General features: G+C 61.5%; 14 protein-coding genes. 8 read left to right on the forward strand and 6 right to left on the reverse strand.

Annotated elements, in window-relative coordinates; translation table 11 throughout:
* Nucleotides 1-26 precede the first annotated feature (26 nt).
* From M9917_RS07985 to M9917_RS08000, 4 genes are all read right to left on the reverse strand, one after another.
* Nucleotides 27-617 (reverse strand): cysteine hydrolase family protein, encoded by a 591-nt coding sequence (locus M9917_RS07985; RefSeq protein WP_297252519.1) that lies wholly within the window; start codon nt 615-617, stop codon nt 27-29.
* A gap of 22 nt (nt 618-639) precedes the next feature.
* The gene (locus M9917_RS07990) at nt 640-1,422 is read right to left on the reverse strand and encodes an SDR family NAD(P)-dependent oxidoreductase (RefSeq protein ID WP_297252521.1); all 783 of its coding nucleotides are present in this window, start codon (nt 1,420-1,422) and stop codon (nt 640-642) included.
* Nucleotides 1,419-2,894: an FAD-dependent oxidoreductase gene (locus M9917_RS07995; protein WP_297252523.1), complete on the reverse strand. Its 1,476-nt coding sequence runs from the start codon at nt 2,892-2,894 to the stop codon at nt 1,419-1,421. The genes M9917_RS07990 and M9917_RS07995 overlap by 4 nt, the downstream gene beginning before the upstream one ends.
* Before the next feature lie 117 nt (nt 2,895-3,011).
* Complete coding sequence (locus M9917_RS08000) at nt 3,012-3,941, reverse strand: LysR family transcriptional regulator (RefSeq protein WP_297252525.1); 930 nt, start codon at nt 3,939-3,941, stop codon at nt 3,012-3,014.
* Between the two features lie 244 nt (nt 3,942-4,185).
* Here M9917_RS08000 and M9917_RS08005 point away from each other — a divergent pair, with 244 nt between their 5' ends.
* The 6 genes from M9917_RS08005 to M9917_RS08030 are packed head-to-tail and all read left to right on the forward strand — an operon-like array spanning nt 4,186 to nt 10,904.
* Nucleotides 4,186-5,322: an ABC transporter substrate-binding protein gene (locus M9917_RS08005; RefSeq protein WP_297252527.1), complete on the forward strand. Its 1,137-nt coding sequence runs from the start codon at nt 4,186-4,188 to the stop codon at nt 5,320-5,322.
* A gap of 5 nt (nt 5,323-5,327) precedes the next feature.
* Nucleotides 5,328-6,194: an ABC transporter ATP-binding protein gene (locus tag M9917_RS08010; RefSeq protein ID WP_367273911.1), complete on the forward strand. Its 867-nt coding sequence runs from the start codon at nt 5,328-5,330 to the stop codon at nt 6,192-6,194.
* A gap of 55 nt (nt 6,195-6,249) precedes the next feature.
* Entirely contained in the window at nt 6,250-7,050 is an 801-nt protein-coding gene (locus tag M9917_RS08015; protein WP_297252529.1) for an ABC transporter permease, read from the forward strand.
* A 56-nt stretch (nt 7,051-7,106) separates the two neighbouring features.
* On the forward strand, nt 7,107-9,281 hold the full coding sequence (locus M9917_RS08020) for an acetate--CoA ligase family protein (RefSeq protein ID WP_297252531.1): 2,175 nt from the start codon (nt 7,107-7,109) through the stop codon (nt 9,279-9,281).
* Nucleotides 9,278-10,480 carry a thiolase C-terminal domain-containing protein gene (locus M9917_RS08025; protein WP_297252533.1) on the forward strand — a complete coding sequence of 401 codons (1,203 nt, stop codon included), beginning with the start codon at nt 9,278-9,280 and terminating at the stop codon, nt 10,478-10,480. The genes M9917_RS08020 and M9917_RS08025 overlap by 4 nt, the downstream gene beginning before the upstream one ends.
* A gap of 1 nt (nt 10,481) precedes the next feature.
* Entirely contained in the window at nt 10,482-10,904 is a 423-nt protein-coding gene (locus M9917_RS08030; RefSeq protein WP_297252535.1) for a Zn-ribbon domain-containing OB-fold protein, read from the forward strand.
* 146 nt (nt 10,905-11,050) lie between these two features.
* On the opposite strand, the gene M9917_RS08035 is transcribed toward M9917_RS08030, so the two are convergent.
* Both M9917_RS08035 and prpB read right to left on the reverse strand, forming a co-directional pair.
* On the reverse strand, nt 11,051-11,650 hold the full coding sequence (locus tag M9917_RS08035) for a metallophosphoesterase family protein (protein ID WP_297252537.1): 600 nt from the start codon (nt 11,648-11,650) through the stop codon (nt 11,051-11,053).
* 38 nt (nt 11,651-11,688) lie between these two features.
* Nucleotides 11,689-12,591 carry a methylisocitrate lyase gene (prpB, locus tag M9917_RS08040; RefSeq protein ID WP_297252539.1) on the reverse strand — a complete coding sequence of 301 codons (903 nt, stop codon included), beginning with the start codon at nt 12,589-12,591 and terminating at the stop codon, nt 11,689-11,691.
* 535 nt (nt 12,592-13,126) lie between these two features.
* Between prpB and M9917_RS08045 the strand changes: the two genes are divergently transcribed.
* Both M9917_RS08045 and M9917_RS08050 read left to right on the forward strand, forming a co-directional pair.
* On the forward strand, nt 13,127-14,731 hold the full coding sequence (locus M9917_RS08045; protein ID WP_297252541.1) for an MBL fold metallo-hydrolase RNA specificity domain-containing protein: 1,605 nt from the start codon (nt 13,127-13,129) through the stop codon (nt 14,729-14,731).
* Nucleotides 14,732-14,988: 257 nt separating this feature from the next.
* Nucleotides 14,989-16,710 (forward strand): bifunctional aminoglycoside phosphotransferase/ATP-binding protein, encoded by a 1,722-nt coding sequence (locus M9917_RS08050; protein ID WP_297252543.1) that lies wholly within the window; start codon nt 14,989-14,991, stop codon nt 16,708-16,710.
* Nucleotides 16,711-16,730 lie beyond the last annotated feature (20 nt).

Consider the following 16,730-nt stretch of genomic DNA (forward strand, 5'->3'; position numbering starts at 1 on the left):
TGAATGTCATGACTCACCTCTCGGCTCTACGACGCGAACTCGGCCGAGGAAGAGATTTTCCCAAAGAGCGGCAGGATGTTCTTTATTGAGAAGTCGTGCCATTCGGCCTTGGGACTCGCGCAGCAATCTTCGAGTACCGAAATCGCAAAGCCTGCATCGTCCGCGGCTCGCGCTGTGGATTCGACGACAAGATTCGTGGCGACGCCGCCAAACACCAGGTGTGAGATCCGGTTCTTGTGCAGCCAGGATAAGAGCCCTGTGTTGAAGAAGGGATTGACACCTTGCTTGGTGACTATGAGTTCGCCCTGGCCTGGGGCAAGCGACTCCGGGAACTCACAACCCCAGCTGCCAACGAGGGCTGCGCCTGATGCCTTGAGCCGATCGATACGGGGGGCGACGCTCAGGGCATCGATATAATCTGGTCGAAATCCGAGACGGATGTGAGCGACCGGCAGTTCACGATTTCTGGCAGCCTTCAGCGCCCGCCCGGCATTTTCGAGAACGCCGCGCTCCTGAGCGATCCGAGCGAGCCCACCTGAGCCGATCTTGCCGTCGGGATGAATCATCTCGTTCTGTAAATCCAGCAGCAGTAATGCGGTCTTGTTATCCTCATTCATTGTCTTCTTCCTTTTGAGAGATTCAGTCGCCCCATATTCCGCCATTGATATCCAGCACCTCGGCCGTGATGAACGCCGAGCTTTCCTTGGCCAGAAAGAGGACCGCCTCGGCGACCTCCGAGGCCTCGCCAAGGCGGCCGACCGGGATGAGCGCCTTGAGCGAAGCGGGGAACGACGTGGTCATGTCCGAAGCGATCGGACCAGGCGCAACCGCGTTGACCGTGATGCCATCAGCGGCAAGCTCGCGTGCCAGAAAGACGGTCATGGCGTGAACGCCGGCTTTCGACACGCCATAGGCGATATTGCCTGCCTTTGACTGCTCCCGGCGATCGACCCAGGCTCGCGCGTTGCCGCCATTCTTGCCAACGACGGAGCCCAAGTTGACTATCCGGCCGTATCCGGCCCTGCGCATATGTGGCACGACAGCTTGGCAGGTCAGAAACGTGCCTTTGAGATTCACGGCGAGGACGCGATCCCATTCGGCCTCACTAAGTGTTTCTGCCGACCCGAACGATACGACCCCGGCACCGTTCACCAGTATATCGAGGCGGCCAAACTCCGAGATCGTGCGCTCGACGAGCATTTCAACGTCCGAGGCCTTGGTAATATCGGCGGCAAGCGCAATCAAACGACCGCTGGGCCTGGCAATCCGGGCCGATGCGATTTCGGGCGCCGCGAGGTCTGCCAGCGAGAGGCTCGCGCCTTGCTTTGCGAAAACCCTTGCTACCGCTCCGCCAATTCCGCCGCTCGCCCCGGTGATCAGCGCAACGCGGCCCGCGAGGCATCCCTCGGCAAGATCGGTCATGCCCGAACTTCACGAAGCGCTCCCGCCTGGCGGGATTTGATGGCGTGCAGCCCCGCCTGACGACCGAACACAAGGCCCTTCAGTACCGAGGTCGCTCCGGTATAGGTATGGTAATAGGATCCGACGATCTCGCCCGCAGCATAGAGACCCTCTATCCGTCGACCATCGGTATTCAGGACTTGGGCGTTCTCGTCGATCTTCAATCCGCCGAAAGTGAAGACGTTAGCGGAGATTATCGGATAGGCATGGAACGGCGGCTCGTCGAGAGGTACGGCCCAATTCGACTTGGCCGGCGACAGTCCGACCGTCGCGAGGCCATTGACCTCGAGAGGCTTGAAGACGCCATCGACGCAAGCGGCGTTGAATGCTTCTATCGTAGCCATAAGAGGTTTGGCCGGCACTCCGATCAGAGTTGCCAAATCCTCCATCGAACTGGCTGATAATGGTGGCTGGTCGGTACGAAGCGAGAGCCGGTATTTCGGTATACGCGTGTGCTTTTGATCCAGGATGACATAGGCGAGGCCCGCAGTCTGCTCATAGATCCTGCGCGTTATGTTCTCGTAATGGGCATCGACTGCGCCGGGCGCCTCGTCGGTAAAGCGCGAACCTTCCTTGTTGACGAGCACGCCATAAGGAAAGGCGAAGACGGAGGGCTCCGAAACCCCCGACCGGGGATCGATCGGCTCGGCGTGGTAGCTGCCGAAATCGCCGCATGTCGCCGCGCCCGCGGCGAGCGCCATCTCAATGCCTTCGCCGCGGTTGAACAGCGCGCCTTTGCAGATCGGACGAAGATAGATGGAGCGGGGCCCGATATAGCGAGTCAACATTTCGGCGTTCCCTTCGAAGCCACCGCAGGCGAGGACGATTTTGCCGAAAAAACGCTCTCTCCGGCCGGCCGCATCGCGGGCGACGAGCGAGGTCACGCATCCCGCCTCGTTGACCTCAAGGCCGCAGAAGGTGGTTTCGTAAAAAAAGCTGACCCCGAGTTTCTCGGCCTGCCCGGCGAGTTTCTCGACGAGAGCAAGACCGCCTCCGACCGGCAGCAGGCGAGGTTGTGACTTCGTCAGGAACTGGGTCGGCAGGAAGTCGAATTGCAGGCCGAAGCTCTCCAGCCACGCAATGGTCGGGCCCGCCTGCCCCGCCAGAGTTTGCAGGAACTCCGGATCGACCATATTGAGCGTCCTGGCTTGCGGCTGGCGTTCGTCGAGCGGCCGCAACGTCTCCTGAACGAGATCGGGATCAATATAGCCGCCGCCATTGGCTGCCATATGCTCCTCAAAATCGTCCGTGACCTCCTGCTTGCTCTTCATGCGAAGATAAGCCTCGGTATATCGAGTCTGCCCGCCGCGCTCACTTTCCGGGGCCCGTTCGATGATGGCAACCGAAGCCCCCTTCTCAGCGGCGGCTGTCGCTGCAGACAGGCCGCCAGCTCCACAGCCGACGACCACAAGGTCGAATTGTCTTTGCCGCATTGGTCAGCCTCTCCGCTTCCTCTTTATCCGCGCGGGCAAACTGCCCGAACTGCCGGATCAAGAGGAGTTGGAAAAGGCGAAATCGCTATTCAATGATCCCGAAGAATAGAGCCGCGATCAGGCGTGTCGGCGTGCCACCAATTGTGGAATCGTCCGTGAGGCGGACGTCGGCTCCGTCTCGAACACATCTCTTTGCAGAAATTCGATGAATGTGCGGACTTTCGGCGCGACGAACCTCGACTGGGGATAGACGGCATAGAAGGTCTGGGTCTCCATTTCCCAGTCGTCGAGAACCGACACCAGATCCCCGCGCTTCAAAAAGTCCTTCGCCAGCACATGCAGGACATAAACGTATCCCCCGCCGCGGCATGCGCTCTGGAGAAGGGCATCGCTGCTGTTGAAGGAGAGGTTATGCGCTGGCTCGATGTTAAATTCTTCCGAACCCGATCGCATCACCCAGGGGCGTGGCTTGGTCGACGCGGTCGTGATGTAGCCCATGCAGTCCCTGGGAGCGATCGCTGCGGGGTGTTTGGGTATGTCCTGCCCGACGAGGAATTGCGGGGCGGCGCAAACGACATGCCGGTCCTCGAATATCCAGCGCGCCACGAGATCGCCGTCATGCACGGCATCCATGCGGATGGCGACGTCGATTCCGCGATGTATCAAGTCGTCCACGCTGTTGGTAAGATTGACGACGGTGTTCAAGTCAGGATGACGTTTGGCGAAGGCGACAAGGCTGGGCCCCAGGATCTGATGGCCGATGGCAATGGGCATGTCCACGCGCAGCGTGCCCCGCACGGCGGTCCTGCCCATGATGGTGCTGTTCTCGATCTCCTCGACGCGGGCGAGAATTTCGCGGCATTCCTTATAATAGGTCGCGCCTTCTTCCGTGAGCTTCATATGACGCGTGCTGCGGTGGAGCAGCGTCACACCGAGGTGGGATTCTAAATTTCTGATCCAGTTCGTTACAGAAGCATTTGCCATTCTAAGATTTTCGGCGGCGCGCGATAGATTTCCAGCCTCGACGACTTTAACAAATACCTCCATTCCCCATAATCTGTCCAATTTCCGGCCTCCCCTTTCGAATTTCCCGACTTACTTGCCGGTTGGGTCTATTCTGCGCGAAGGTGCGGTTGCGCCTCAATGGCTACCGCAGTTTCTGGCGCATCCAATATTTAGGCCCAGTCGAAAGCGGTTTTAGCTATCGTCGGCTAGCCAAGGACGCGTGCCGGGCTCCAATATGCGAGCAACGCCCGGCATATGCAAACCGCCGGGCAATGGGGAGGTATTCATGCGCAGGACGATCGCCCTCGACCTAATCCATCGTGTCGCTTCCGACATCAGATGTGCGGCCACCATTGTGCTGGCCGGCTTGGCAATTGTCGCCGGAGCGCATTCCGTTGCCAGGGCGCAAAATGCGCCGATTCCAGTAAAGCTCGGCATTACGGTCAGTCAGCTGACGCCGAGCCTCGCGGCCTACACATCTTTGCCGCTCTATCTGAAATACTGGGAAAACGAAGGTTTGAAGGTCGACGTTCTGGGGGTGGCGGGTTCAAATATCGCAATCCCGATGCTGTTGTCGAATGGCCTGGATTTCGCGATTCCGGGCACCGGCGCCTATTTTGCGGCGGTCGCGCAGGGCGCGGATCTGACGAGCTATTATTGTGTATTCACGCAGAACCAGTATCGAGCCGTCTCACTGGAAAGTGGATCGATCAAGTCGATCGGCGATCTCAAGGGAGCCAAGATCGGGGTGCCCGATCTTGCCAGCGCTGCTACGGTTTATGCGCGGTCCGTGTTGAGAGCTGCTGGTATCAACGATGAGACCGAAGTCGAGATTTTGCCGTTCGGCAATTCGCCTGGCCTCATGGCGAACGGATTGAAGCAGGGCCAAATCCAGGCGGTGTTCGGCTTCGACAATACGGAGGGTGGACTGAAGGCTCTTGGCTTGCCGCTACGTGAACTAAAAAGCCCGCTGGACGCTCGCTTCGGCTGTGGTGCGGTGTTGATGACCAGAAAATCCGACCTGGAGAAGAAACGGGATGTCGCGGTGAAACTTGCCCGTGGAATTGCAAAAGCTACCCTTTTCGCAAAGACCAACCCCGAGGCTGCCATCCGGATCCATTGGAAAATCTTTCCGGAAAGCAAGCCGTCGGGGATTTCGGAGGAAGAAGCGCTCAATCGGGCCAAGCAGGAACTGATCGCCCGAATCAATACGATGGACCTCGAGGATCCAAAGGGCCAGTTCGGCGCCATCGTCGCCGATCGTGTCATGGGGCTTCAGGACATCATGTACGAATACAATCAGGTAAAGCAGAAGCTCGCTTTCGGCCAGCTGTTCGATACCTCTCTTCTAGGCAGCATCAATGATTGGGACCGCGATGCTGTTGTCCGCGCGGCAAAAGAGATGACGGGTTCGCCCCGATGAGGAGCATGATGTCCTTTGCCTCAGGATACGTTCCCGGTTTCCACGGAAACTCAGAGATAAATCGGGAAGACGAGGCGATGAACGTAAAAAATACGTTGGTTGAACTGAGGGCGATTGAAAAGACCTTCACCACGAAGAGCGGGGAGTCCGTCACGGCGCTCGAGAGCGTCTCGTTCGATATCGAGGAGGGGGAGTTCCTGGCGGTCGTCGGGCCGAGCGGATGCGGAAAGAGCACCCTCCTGCGAATTATGGCAGGTCTGATCCAGCCGACAGCGGGCGAAGCCAAACTGCGCGGGCGCAACATTGTCAAGCCGAGCGTCGATGTCGGCATCGTCTTCCAGCAGCCGGTGCTTTTTCCATGGTGGACCGTGATGCGAAACGTCCTGCTGGCGGCTGAAGTGCTGGATGTTTCGAGGGCGCGATGCGAGGAGCGCGCGCGAGAGCTCATTCATCTCGTCGGTCTCGAAGGTTTCGAGAACAAGTATCCCAACGAGCTTTCGGGCGGCATGCAGCAGCGGGTCGCGATTGCTCGTGCCCTTGTTCACGATCCCGCGGTTTTGCTCATGGACGAGCCCTTCGGCGCATTGGACGCTATTACCCGCGAGCAGATGAACATCGAGCTTCAGGCCATTTGGCAGGCCAGCGGGAAGACGGTCATCTTCATCACCCACAGTATTTCCGAAGCCATCTTTTTGGCCAGCCGGGTTGCGGTCATGTCTCGTCGGCCGGCGAAGGTGACAGATATCATCGAAATCGACCTGCCGCGCCCGCGCGGCCTGGACATCCTCGGGACGCCGGCATTTGGCAATTATGCCCGCGACTGCCGGTCCATGTTGGGAAGCCATCTCACCGACCATTCGGTGGATGGATAACACGTAACCGGTGGGCACAATGTCACCTGCATCCACATCAACGGCTGGAGCTGTCATGGCTGCGCGAAGCTCCATACCGCATGGGTCCATCCTGGCTCGCGGCGTCCGGCAGGTTCTCGCGGTCTTTCCGGTGTTGGCTGTCTTCGCCGTAATCGGAGTCGCCTGGGAGGCCAGCGTCCTGTATTTCGGCATTTCGGAGCTCCTGCTTCCACGACCAAGTAACGTATTCGTGACGCTTTGGGCCGACTTCGCCTCTGGTCTGTATTGGAGGCACATCGGTGTAACGGTCTACGAGACTCTTGCCGGATTCGCACTTGGAACGGCCGCCGGTACTCTGGTCGCGGCGCTGTTCACCTATTTTCCTCGCGTTGAGCGCGTGCTCTATCCAGTTAACGTCGTTTTGCAAACATTCCCGAAAATCGCGCTTGCCCCACTCCTGATCACCTGGTTCGGTTTCGGAGTTATTCCAAAAGTCCTGCTGGGAGCTTTGCTCGCTTTCTTCCCGGTCCTGGTCAATATGATCATCGGCCTGAAGGCCGTTCCGCCCTCCCAGATCGAGTTGCTGCGGGGCTTCTCGAGCAGTGAGTGGAAAATCTTTCGAATCGCGCGCTTTCCTGCCTCCTTGCCCTACCTCTTCGGAGCGATGCAGACGGGTATTGTACTGGCGCTGCTAGGTGTCATCACCGGCGAATTCGTGGGTGCCAGAAGCGGCTTATGTTATCTTCTCGTTCAGAAGAATGCCGTGCTTTCCATAGATGGCGTCTTCGGCGTGCTGATGGTGCTCGGTGTGCTTGGCGTCCTCATCCACTGGGGCATGAGAGCTGTTCATCGGCGCGTGATTTTCTGGGAAAGTTGAGAGAAGCTATCTCGCCATGGTTTTTAAGTTAATCTCATCGAGAGAACTCTACAATCATGTCCAAATTAAATCTTGAGCCGCTCTTCCACCCGAAAGCAATCGCCGTGATCGGCGCTTCCACCACGATCGGGCGTTTTTCCAACACGCCCTTGGCTAATCTGCGCCGTTTCGGCTTTGGAGGCTCCGTTTATCCGATCTCGACACGCGCGGAGAAGGTGGAGGGCTGGAAGGCGTTTCCATCCGTGCTCGACTTGCCGGAAACGCCTGATCATGCCGTCATTGCGCTGCGTTCGGAATTGGTGCCTGGCGCGCTGAAAGACTGCGTGCAGCGCGGCATCCCCGCGATGACGGTCGTCGCCTCCGGGTTCGGCGAAACGGGAACGCCCGAGGGCGAACGGCTTCAGGAAGAGATCAGGTCGATAGCCGCTGCCAACAGCCTGGCATTGTGCGGGCCGAATACATTGGGGGTTGCAAATTTCAACGAAGGCTCCGTCTCGATAGCGACCACAAACTTACCCGAGGTTATGAAGGGAGGGGACGTCGCAATCATCTCGCAGAGCGGCGGCTGCGGCTTCACGATTCTGAACCGAGCCTGGTACGCGGGAGTGGGCGTCGGATACTTGGCCGTGGCGGGAAACGAGACCGGCATCACGATTCCGGACTATATCGATCATTTCGTCCGCGATCCGGCGGTCAAGGTCATTCTCTGCTACTTCGAGGCCATGCGCCATCCGGCGCAGTTTCTGGAAAGCGCCGCTCTGGCGCGTTCGCTCGGCAAGCCCATTGTCGTCATGCGGGCCGGCGTTACGGAGGTCGGCCTGCGCGCCGCGGCGGCGCATACCGGAGCGCTGGCTGGCGGCAACAAGGTCATGGACGCCGTCCTGCAGCAATACGGTATCGTGCAGGTCAACAGCTTCGATGCCCTCGTCACCGCTGGCGGCATGTTCTCGCGCTTTGGCGTGGCGAAAGGCCGGCGCGTGGGAGTCTATGCCCAAGGCGGCGGGATGGCGGTCGTCATGGCCGACAAGTTCACCGCCGCCGGTCTGGAATTGCCGCCTCCGGCGGAGACGACGCGCCAGCAGATCCACGCGTTGCTGTCGGATACATCGCCCGGCAACCCGTTCGACAGCGGCGGCCAGTTCCTGAGCACCGGCCACGACCTGCTGGTGCAGGCGCTGGACCTGTTCGCCGCCGACGACAACTACGACGTCATCGCCTATTCGGCCTTTCCCTCGACCGGCGAGCGCGAGCGGACCTATTGCGACAGCATCGCCACGGCGGCCGAGCGGACCTCCAAACCGAGCCTGGTGCTACAATACCGTGCCGGCAGCATGACCCGCTATTCGGAGGAGATGTTCCGAAGCCGGGGAATCCTTGCCGTCGATCACCCGGAGGCGGCGATCGAGGCGATCAGCGGCTGGGCGGAATTTGGAGAACAGGTTCGGCAAGGCGGACGAACCGCCACAGTACCGGCCGCCCCGAAAGCCGCCCGCGACGGAATCCGACAGAGACTGACGGAAATGCGCAGGCAAGGCGGCAAGGTCGTCCTCGAGCACGACGCCAAACAGATGCTGGCGGCCTATGGCCTGCCGGTGCCGCGCGAGAGAGTCGTCCACACCGCCGCCGAAGCAGCCCGGGCTGCTGCTGAGATCGGGTATCCGGTCGTGGCCAAGCTGCTGTCTCCGGACCTGACCCATCGCGCCGGAACCCGCACCATCGAATTGGGGCTGAGTAGCCAGGCGGCCGTCAGCCGCGCGTTCCGATCCATTCTGAACAATGCGAAACGCTCGGTGCGCGGGTTGCGCTTCGAAGGAATTCTGATCCAGGAGCAGGCACAGTCGGAGCTCGAGTTGTTCGCTGGGGTTCAGGTCGATCCGCTTTTTGGACCCACCGTCATGCTCGGGATCGGTGGCATCTTCGTCGAGGCGGTCAACGACGTGGTGTTCCGCGTGCCGCCGCTCGACATCGGCATGGTCAACGCGATGGCGGCAGAGCTCAAGGGCGGCCGTTTGCTCGATGGCTATCGCGGCACGCCAGCGGTCGACCGGCGCGCGCTGGCGGAAATTCTGGTTCCGCTCGGCACGTTCGCGCAGGACATGCGCGACCATATCGACGCTATCGATCTCAACCCGTTGATCGTCCAGCCCGGTGGCAAGGCCATCAGCATCGTCGATGCTTTGTTCGTGCTCCGGCCCGCTGCAGCGCCTATCTCGACAGGAAAATCCTCATGAGCATTCCAGCCGCATCCATCTCCATCGTCGGGGTCGGTGAATCGGATATCGGGCTCGTGCCCGGCAGCAGCCCGATGTCCCTTGGCGTTCAAGCGGCAAAAGCGGCGCTCGCCGATGCCGGGCTGGACAAGACCGACGTGGACGGCCTGTTCGTCCTGAATTCGTACCTCGATTATCATGTTCGCTACTCGAACGCGTTTTCCGAATACTTCGGCCTGTCGTCGGACCGTCTGCGCGTCGTGGAGACCGTGGGACTTGGCTCCGCCTCGAGCAGCGGGCACGCGCTTCAGCTCGCCGCAGCCTCGGTGGCGAGCGGCCAATGCCGAACGGCGCTGATCATCGCAGGTGACAACTTCCTGACCTATGGCGGGCGCGATATGGCGCTGAAGGCGCTCGCCATGAATCGTAACAAGGAATTCGAGGACCCTTACGGCCCTCTCGTCGCGGCGACGTTTGCGGTGATCGCGACACGCTATATGGAGGACCACGGCGCGACATCGGAACAGCTTGCCCATGTCGCGGTGTCCGCACGCAATTATGCAGCGCTCAATCCGCGCGCGCACATGCACGGCAAGCCGATCACGATCGAGGACGTGCTGGCCTCGCCGATGATTTCCACGCCGTTCCACAGGCTCGATTGTTCACTTGTGTCCGATGGCGGATGTGCGCTGGTGCTGCGGCGCACCGACGATATCGGTGACCCGCGTTCCCGTCCCGTCAATGTGCTGGCGAGCGAGACCTGCTATGGCACCGGGCAGGGCCTGACCCACGACAGCTTCAGCCAGTTGCCGCATCTTTATACGCTTCGCGAAGGAGCGAGGACGGCATCTGGGCGTGCTTTTTCTCACGCCGGGCTGTCCAAGGACGATGTCGACGTCCTCTTCACCTATGATCCGTTCACGATCGTCCCGATCCTGTTCCTCGAGGGCTTCGGCTATTGCGGCGATGGCGAGGGCGCGCGCTTCGTGACCGAAGGCCATATCGGGCCCGGCGGCGATCTGCCGCTCAACACGCATGGCGGCCTTCTCTCTTACTGTCATTCGGGCTTTCCAGGCGGCATGTTCATGCTCACCGAGGCCGTGAGGCAATTGCGCGGCGAAGGCCTCGGTTACCAGGTCAAGGACCCCAAGGTGGCGCTGATCCAGGGCTATGGCGCCCAGATGGGGATCTTCCCTGCAACTCTTCTCGGACGAGGCTGACATGGCGAGGCAGAACAATAGCGATCACATCCTCCCGGAGATCAGCGAAGAGGGAAAGCCGTTCTGGGACGGATGCCAGGACGGCGAACTGCGTATCCAGCGCTGCGACGACTGTTCACGCATCCAGTGGTTCCCGCGCTCCTATTGCCGCAATTGCCAGTCCGGAAAGCTGTCATGGTCCAAGGGTTCGGGTCATGGAAAGGTCTATTCGTTCACGATTGTCTATCGGCCCATGCTTCCAACGATGGCTGTCCCTTATGTATTTGCGATCGTGGAACTCGACGAGGGATACCGGATGGTCACCAATATCGTCGGCTGCGAACCCGATCAGGTCCGGATCGGCATGCCGGTCGAGGTGATGTTTGAGCATTTGACGGATGATGACGGAGCCACGATAGCGTTGCCGAAGTTTCGGCCAGTCTGAACGACAGCGAGAATCCGGTACGCTGCGGCGCGGTGCACGCGTCGGCGAAGCAATCGGGGAGCGCAGCGCTCTACGCCCCCTGGATTGCGTCACCGCGTCGCTCTTTGCAATGCCGGGACGCCGGTCCAGCCGGATTGGTATCCGCTCTAATCGCGTGTAATGCCTGCCATAGGCATTCTGCAGCGAATGATCTGGGCCTCGAGCGTCGTGGTCTCCAGGATCGCGCAGGTGGTTTCAGGGCCCTGGCCACGGTCGCGTGGCTCACCGGCCGATCCCGGATTGATCACCAGCAACGGTCCGACGCGCCTGATCATGTCGACATGCGTATGGCCGTATAGAAGAACGTCCGCATCTGTTGTGCCGAAACGCCTGAGCGCAGCACTGCTTGGGTAGACATACTCCCCGCGCGGCTTCCAAGGGGTGGAATGAACCATCAGGATGGAGCGGCCGTCGATGGTGACTTTGATTTCGTCGGGCTTCTGCCCAAGCCAGGTCGCGAGCTCGATATCGACTGCACCGTTCGACGGAGCGCCACCGTAATGACGGCGGAAATATCCCTCCTCGTGGTTGCCCTGGATCGTCCTGGCATTCAGCCGGCGCAGCATCGACACGACGTCGTTCGAGAACCGGTAGTCGTAAATGCTGTCGCCAAGACACAGGAGTTCATCGATCTCGCCCATCGCCTGCAGCGCGCATTCCAGGCCGGCTGCATTGCAATGAATATCCGATACGATGCCAACCCTCATATGCTGCCCTGCCATTCGAGCCGATCAGCGAACGCCGATCACTTGTAGACGGTCGAGACGATCGACGCGTCCAGAGCTTCATACGATGCCAACCCGATGAGCTCGTACAACTCGGCGCGGGTCTGCATCTGCGGCAGCAGTGATTGCGTCGAGCCATTTTCGTGCAAAACCCTGTAGAGATTCTCCTGGGCCTTGTTCGCAATACGCAGAGACGATACCGGCCATATCACCATGCGATAACCCATCGCGAGGAATTCGGCCGCGGTGAAAAAGGGAGTCCGGCCGAACTCCGTCATGTTGGCGAGCAACGGCACGTCCGGTAGCCGCTGCGCAAACGTCCGGAACATCTCGGCGTTTTCCAAGGCCTCGGGAAAAATCGCGTCCGCGCCGGCTTCCAGATACAGCTTCGCCCGCGCGACGGCTGCGTCGAGTCCTTCGCTCGCGGCAGCATCCGTTCTGGCGATCAGATAGAGCGAGCGCCGCGCCGTCGCGGCTGCGGCAATCTTCGCGGCCATGTCACGGGCGTCTGCGAGCTTCTTGTCGTTGAGATGACCGCATTTTTTCGGAAGCAGCTGATCCTCGATATGGACGGCGCCGGCGCCGGCTTCCTCGAAGACTCTCACCATGTGCATCACATTGAGAGCTTCGCCATAGCCGGTGTCGCCATCGACGAGCAGCGGAAGCCCGGAGGCGCGCGCCACTTGCCTGATGAAGAAGGCGACCTCATCGATGGTGATGATGCCGAGATCGGGTAACCCCATGGATGCCGACATGGCCGCGCCCGAGAGATAGACGGCCTCGAACCCCGCCGCCTTCGCCTGCAGGCCGGCCATCCCGTTATGAGCTCCCGGCAACCCCAGGATTCCGCCTCTCTCGACGAGCTCGTGAAACCGCACGCCGGCGGGCCGTGCATCGACATCCCTGGCAACGAGATAAGGCATGGGCACCTCGCGATCCGAGAAAACAAGCTTGCGCGAAGCGAGCGGAGCCGAACAAGGGGGCCTTCCCGAAAAGGGAATTCAACTCAGCGGCCACTCTCGGTGATTTCATTCCAGCCGCGGCCTTGGCAACCGTCCCCACGATCGAGACAGGGCGAGGCGTCAGAAAATAGGGATTGGCGGGGGCTTCCTTGATCTCCTCGACTGCGAGCTTGGGCTGCGTCGCGCTTCCCTCGTTTCGCAGAAACATCGCCCTGCGGGCGTCGCAGACGATCACCCAGGCATCATGCGGAATCCGTAGATTCATGGCGTGGCTCCTGAGGTCGGCGCTGGTCTCCGAGACAGACATCGCCACTATCGGCCGCCTGCCTTGATCCAGCGCAAAAGGAACGCAACAGCCGCGAATTTGATCGTGCTCAAGGCGAGGCTCGACGGATCGCGCTTCAAGAGAAGACCGGATCGCGCTCGCATCTGCGGGAACGCGCATGTCTTCGTCGCCGAGCCTCGGCCAGCTTGCGACCTTGTTCGGAGACCGACCATGGCAGAAACCGGTGGGCGTGAGACCGGAATCCGTCTTTGCTTTCACGGCGCGGCCCAGGCCGTCACCGGTTCGTGCTTCGCACTGCGGACGGGGGAGGCCCACATCCTCGTCGACTGCGGTCTCTTCCAGGGATCAAAGACCGAAAAGGAGCTGAACTACCGGGCGTTTCCCTTCGATCCCGCTTCGGTCGATGCGGTGCTTCTGACGCATGCCCATATCGACCATAGCGGATTGCTGCCGAAGCTGGCGAAGGACGGTTTCCAGGGACCGGTATTCGCGACTGCAGCGACGGTCGATCTCTGTTCGGTGATGCTGCCTGATTCCGGGCATGTTCAGGAGATGGAGGTCGAGCAGCTCAACCGGCGAAACGCGCGCCGGGGCCGTTCGGCGGTAGAGGCGATCTACGGGGCCGGGCAGGCCATTGCGACCCTCACGCAGTTCCGTCCCGTGCCTCTCGGCAAGTGGGCGGCGATCGCCAAGGGTATCCGGGCCCGATACTGGGACGCAGGGCATCTGCTCGGCTCGGCTTCCATCGAGGTCGAGATCGACAGGCCGGGCGGACCTCCCATGCGATTGCTCTTTTCGGGCGATATCGGCTCGAGCCTCAAATCGTTCCACGCCGACCCGACCGGGCCACGCGGAATCGACTACGTCATCTGCGAAACGACCTATGGCGACGTCGATCGGGAAGACGTCACGCCGGAACGGCGCCTGCAAATCCTGCAAGCCGAGGTCAAGGCCGCGGCGCAGCGCTCGGGCCCGCTCCTCATTCCCTCCTTCGCCGTCGAACGAACCCAGGAATTGCTCGTCGATCTCGTCCGCCTGATGAATGAAGGCGGCATTCCAGGTGCGCCGATCTTCGTCGATTCACCGCTGGCGACCAAGGCCAGCGCCATCTTCGAGAGCCACGCGGGCGAGATGGCCAATGGCGAAGCCCTGCTCGAGGCCCTGCGCGACCCGCGGGTCCGTTTCACGGAATCCGTCGAGCAAAGCAAGGCCATCGCCCGCATCCGCGGCTTTCACATCGTGATCGCGGCGAGCGGCATGTGCGATGCGGGGCGTATCCGGCATCATCTCAGGAACTGGTTGTGGCGCGAGGCCGCGACGATCCTCTTCGTCGGCTTTCAGGCGCAGGGGACGCTCGGCCGGATCCTGCTCGACGGCGCCCGCCGCGTCCGGCTGATGGGCGAGGACGTCCAGGTGAAGGCCCGCATTCGCTCGATCGATCTTTATTCGGGGCATGCGGACGGGCCTCAGCTCGCTGCCTGGGTCGCGGAGCGGCGGCCGATTTCCGGTTCGGTTTTCCTGACCCATGGCGAGGAGCACGCCATGGAAGGTTTCGCGGACAGGTTGAAGAGGCTGGATGCCGATCTGCGCGTCGTCGCGCCGACGCTCGACAGTGTGTTCGCGCTTCCCGGCGGGGCGCCTCGCCAGATCAGCGGCCCCGTCCGCAGCGCAGCGGAAAGCGCCGGTCGGCTCGACTGGCACAATGAACTGTCCAGCCTGATCCTCGATATCGACGAGCAGATGTCGCTGGCTGCGGACGAACGTGCCCGAAAGCAGATCGTCCGGCGGCTCCGGAAGGCGCTCACCTCCGCGTGAGAAGCTTTGCCGCCGGTCGGCGGAGGCCATGGCCGAGGCGGTTTCAGCGGTAGACGATTTCGCGAACGAGGCTGACGAAGGCTCGCAGGCGCAGCAGGAGCGCGAAGGCAGGCGAGGCAGCCTGCGATCGTACAGATGCGCCCGCCCCACCGGGAGCGCCTGACCCTGGCAATCCAGCCGGATACACGTGCTTCAGGCATGGCGGGGCTCCTCGGATGAGACCGGCTTTCACCCCTTGATTTTCGTCAAGGACGAGAATGATCGGCGGGTGGCGAGCGGTTGCCCGTCGCTTCTTCCAGACTGCTTTTCGGGGGCGGAAAACCGGGAATCTTGATGCGTATCAAGGTGATTTTTCGGAATTTGGCGACAGTGGTCCGTCCGGTCGGAGCCTCGTCATGCAGATTGCCAGCCAGAATGAAACGATCTGCTTCCTGGGGTCATCCGATGCCTTCGGCGGCGGCAATGACGGGATGGAGCTGGTTTCGACCCACATCTCGATCGTGCTGCTGATCGGCACCCGTGCCCTCAAGCTGAAACGCCCGGTCAAGCTCTCCTATGTCGATCTGTCGACGCCGGAACGGCGCCTGGCGATGTGCGAGCGAGAGCTGATGCTGAATCGCCGGACGGCTCCTGACCTTTATCGCGCCGTGCATCGGATCACGCGCAAGCAGAACGGAGACCTCGCCCTGAACGGCCAAGGCGAATTGGTCGATGCCGTTCTGGAAATGGAACGCTTCAACGACAGTTTCCTCTTCGACCGGATGGCGCAGGAGGGATCTCTCAGCGTAGCCGAGATGGCTGGGCTCGCGGCGGCGATCGCTCGTCTCCACCGGGCGGCCTGCGTCTCGACGGATTGCGAGGGGGCCGGACGGATGGAACGCGTGCTTACGGTCAATGAGCAAGCTTTCGCCAATGCGGATATCCTCTCGCGCAGTGAGGTCGAACCCGTCATCGCCGGCTGCCGGGAAGCGTTGGCACGTCATGCCGGCCTGCTCGACCGGAGGGCCCGTGAGGGAAAGGTTCGACGCGGGCATGGCGACCTGCACCTGCGCAATATCTGCCTGTTCGAGGACAGGCCGCTGCTCTTCGACTGTCTGGAGTTCGACGAGGATCTGGCGACCGTGGACATCCTCTACGATCTCGCCTTCGTCCTCATGGATCTCTGGCACCGCAAGCTCGAACCGCTCGCGAACGTCCTCTTCAACCGCTATCTCGACGCGGTCGACGATGAGACCGGCTTGCGCCTGTTGCCGTTCTTCATGGCGGTGCGGGCTGCCGTGCGCGCTCATGTGACCGCGATGGACGGCGGCACGCCGGAAGCCTCGCGATTGGCGAAGGCACGGGCCTATCTCCAGCTTTGCCGCAGCCTTCTGAAGCCAAGCTCGCCCGTTCTCGTCGCGGTTGGCGGCTATTCGGGTTCGGGTAAGTCGACGCTCGCGACGAAGATCGCGCCGAGGCTGGGGCCGCCGCCGGGCGCGCGCGTTGCCGCGAGCGACCGGATCCGGAAGAAGCTGTGCGGCGTGACGGCCGAGACGCGGCTGTCGGCGGACGCTTATGGCGCAGACGTCTCGGCCCGAACCTATCGCGCGATGATGCAGATGGCGGAGGCGGCGCTGGCGCAGGGTAGCGCGGCTATCGCCGACGCCGTTTTCGACCGGCGGATCGAGCGGGAACGGATCGCGGAGGCGGCGCGGCGCGCCGGTGTGCCGTTCTGCGGCCTGTGGCTTCAGGTGCCGCGGGAGACGCTGGTTCAGCGCGTCGCCGCGCGTCGTGGCGATCCGTCCGACGCCACTCCCGGTGTCGTGATGGACCAGATCGCCCGGCATGGGGCAGCGACGGAATGGACGAGGATCCCGGCGCAGGAGAACATCGACATCGTCGCAACGGCCGCCCTTGCGGCTATAGGCTCGCAGGCGGGGGCGGCGGCGGTTTGGCCGAGCTCGGCCGGCGCGCGGCCGGTGGCGCTTTGCCCGCGGTGATGGCATGGCTGGCGGCCGTG

This window comes from Bosea sp. (in: a-proteobacteria), assembly GCF_023953965.1.
Lineage (GTDB): Bacteria > Pseudomonadota > Alphaproteobacteria > Rhizobiales > Beijerinckiaceae > Allobosea.

Bases quoted from the DNA above. Each gene is read 5' to 3' on its own strand.
- M9917_RS08050 (WP_297252543.1), top strand. From the start codon at position 14,989: ATGATCGGCGGGTGGCGAGCGGTTGCCCGTCGCTTCTTCCAGACTGCT.
- M9917_RS07990 (WP_297252521.1), bottom strand. From the start codon at position 1,422: ATGACCGATCTTGCCGAGGGATGCCTCGCGGGCCGCGTTGCGCTGATC.
- M9917_RS08005 (WP_297252527.1), top strand. From the start codon at position 4,186: ATGCGCAGGACGATCGCCCTCGACCTAATCCATCGTGTCGCTTCCGAC.
- M9917_RS08030 (WP_297252535.1), top strand. From the start codon at position 10,482: ATGGCGAGGCAGAACAATAGCGATCACATCCTCCCGGAGATCAGCGAA.
- M9917_RS08020 (WP_297252531.1), top strand. From the start codon at position 7,107: ATGTCCAAATTAAATCTTGAGCCGCTCTTCCACCCGAAAGCAATCGCC.
- M9917_RS08015 (WP_297252529.1), top strand. From the start codon at position 6,250: ATGGCTGCGCGAAGCTCCATACCGCATGGGTCCATCCTGGCTCGCGGC.
- M9917_RS08000 (WP_297252525.1), bottom strand. From the start codon at position 3,941: ATGGAGGTATTTGTTAAAGTCGTCGAGGCTGGAAATCTATCGCGCGCC.
- prpB (WP_297252539.1), bottom strand. From the start codon at position 12,591: ATGCCTTATCTCGTTGCCAGGGATGTCGATGCACGGCCCGCCGGCGTG.
- M9917_RS07985 (WP_297252519.1), bottom strand. From the start codon at position 617: ATGAATGAGGATAACAAGACCGCATTACTGCTGCTGGATTTACAGAAC.
- M9917_RS08035 (WP_297252537.1), bottom strand. From the start codon at position 11,650: ATGAGGGTTGGCATCGTATCGGATATTCATTGCAATGCAGCCGGCCTG.
- M9917_RS08010 (WP_367273911.1), top strand. From the start codon at position 5,328: ATGATGTCCTTTGCCTCAGGATACGTTCCCGGTTTCCACGGAAACTCA.
- M9917_RS07995 (WP_297252523.1), bottom strand. From the start codon at position 2,894: ATGCGGCAAAGACAATTCGACCTTGTGGTCGTCGGCTGTGGAGCTGGC.
- M9917_RS08045 (WP_297252541.1), top strand. From the start codon at position 13,127: ATGGCAGAAACCGGTGGGCGTGAGACCGGAATCCGTCTTTGCTTTCAC.
- M9917_RS08025 (WP_297252533.1), top strand. From the start codon at position 9,278: ATGAGCATTCCAGCCGCATCCATCTCCATCGTCGGGGTCGGTGAATCG.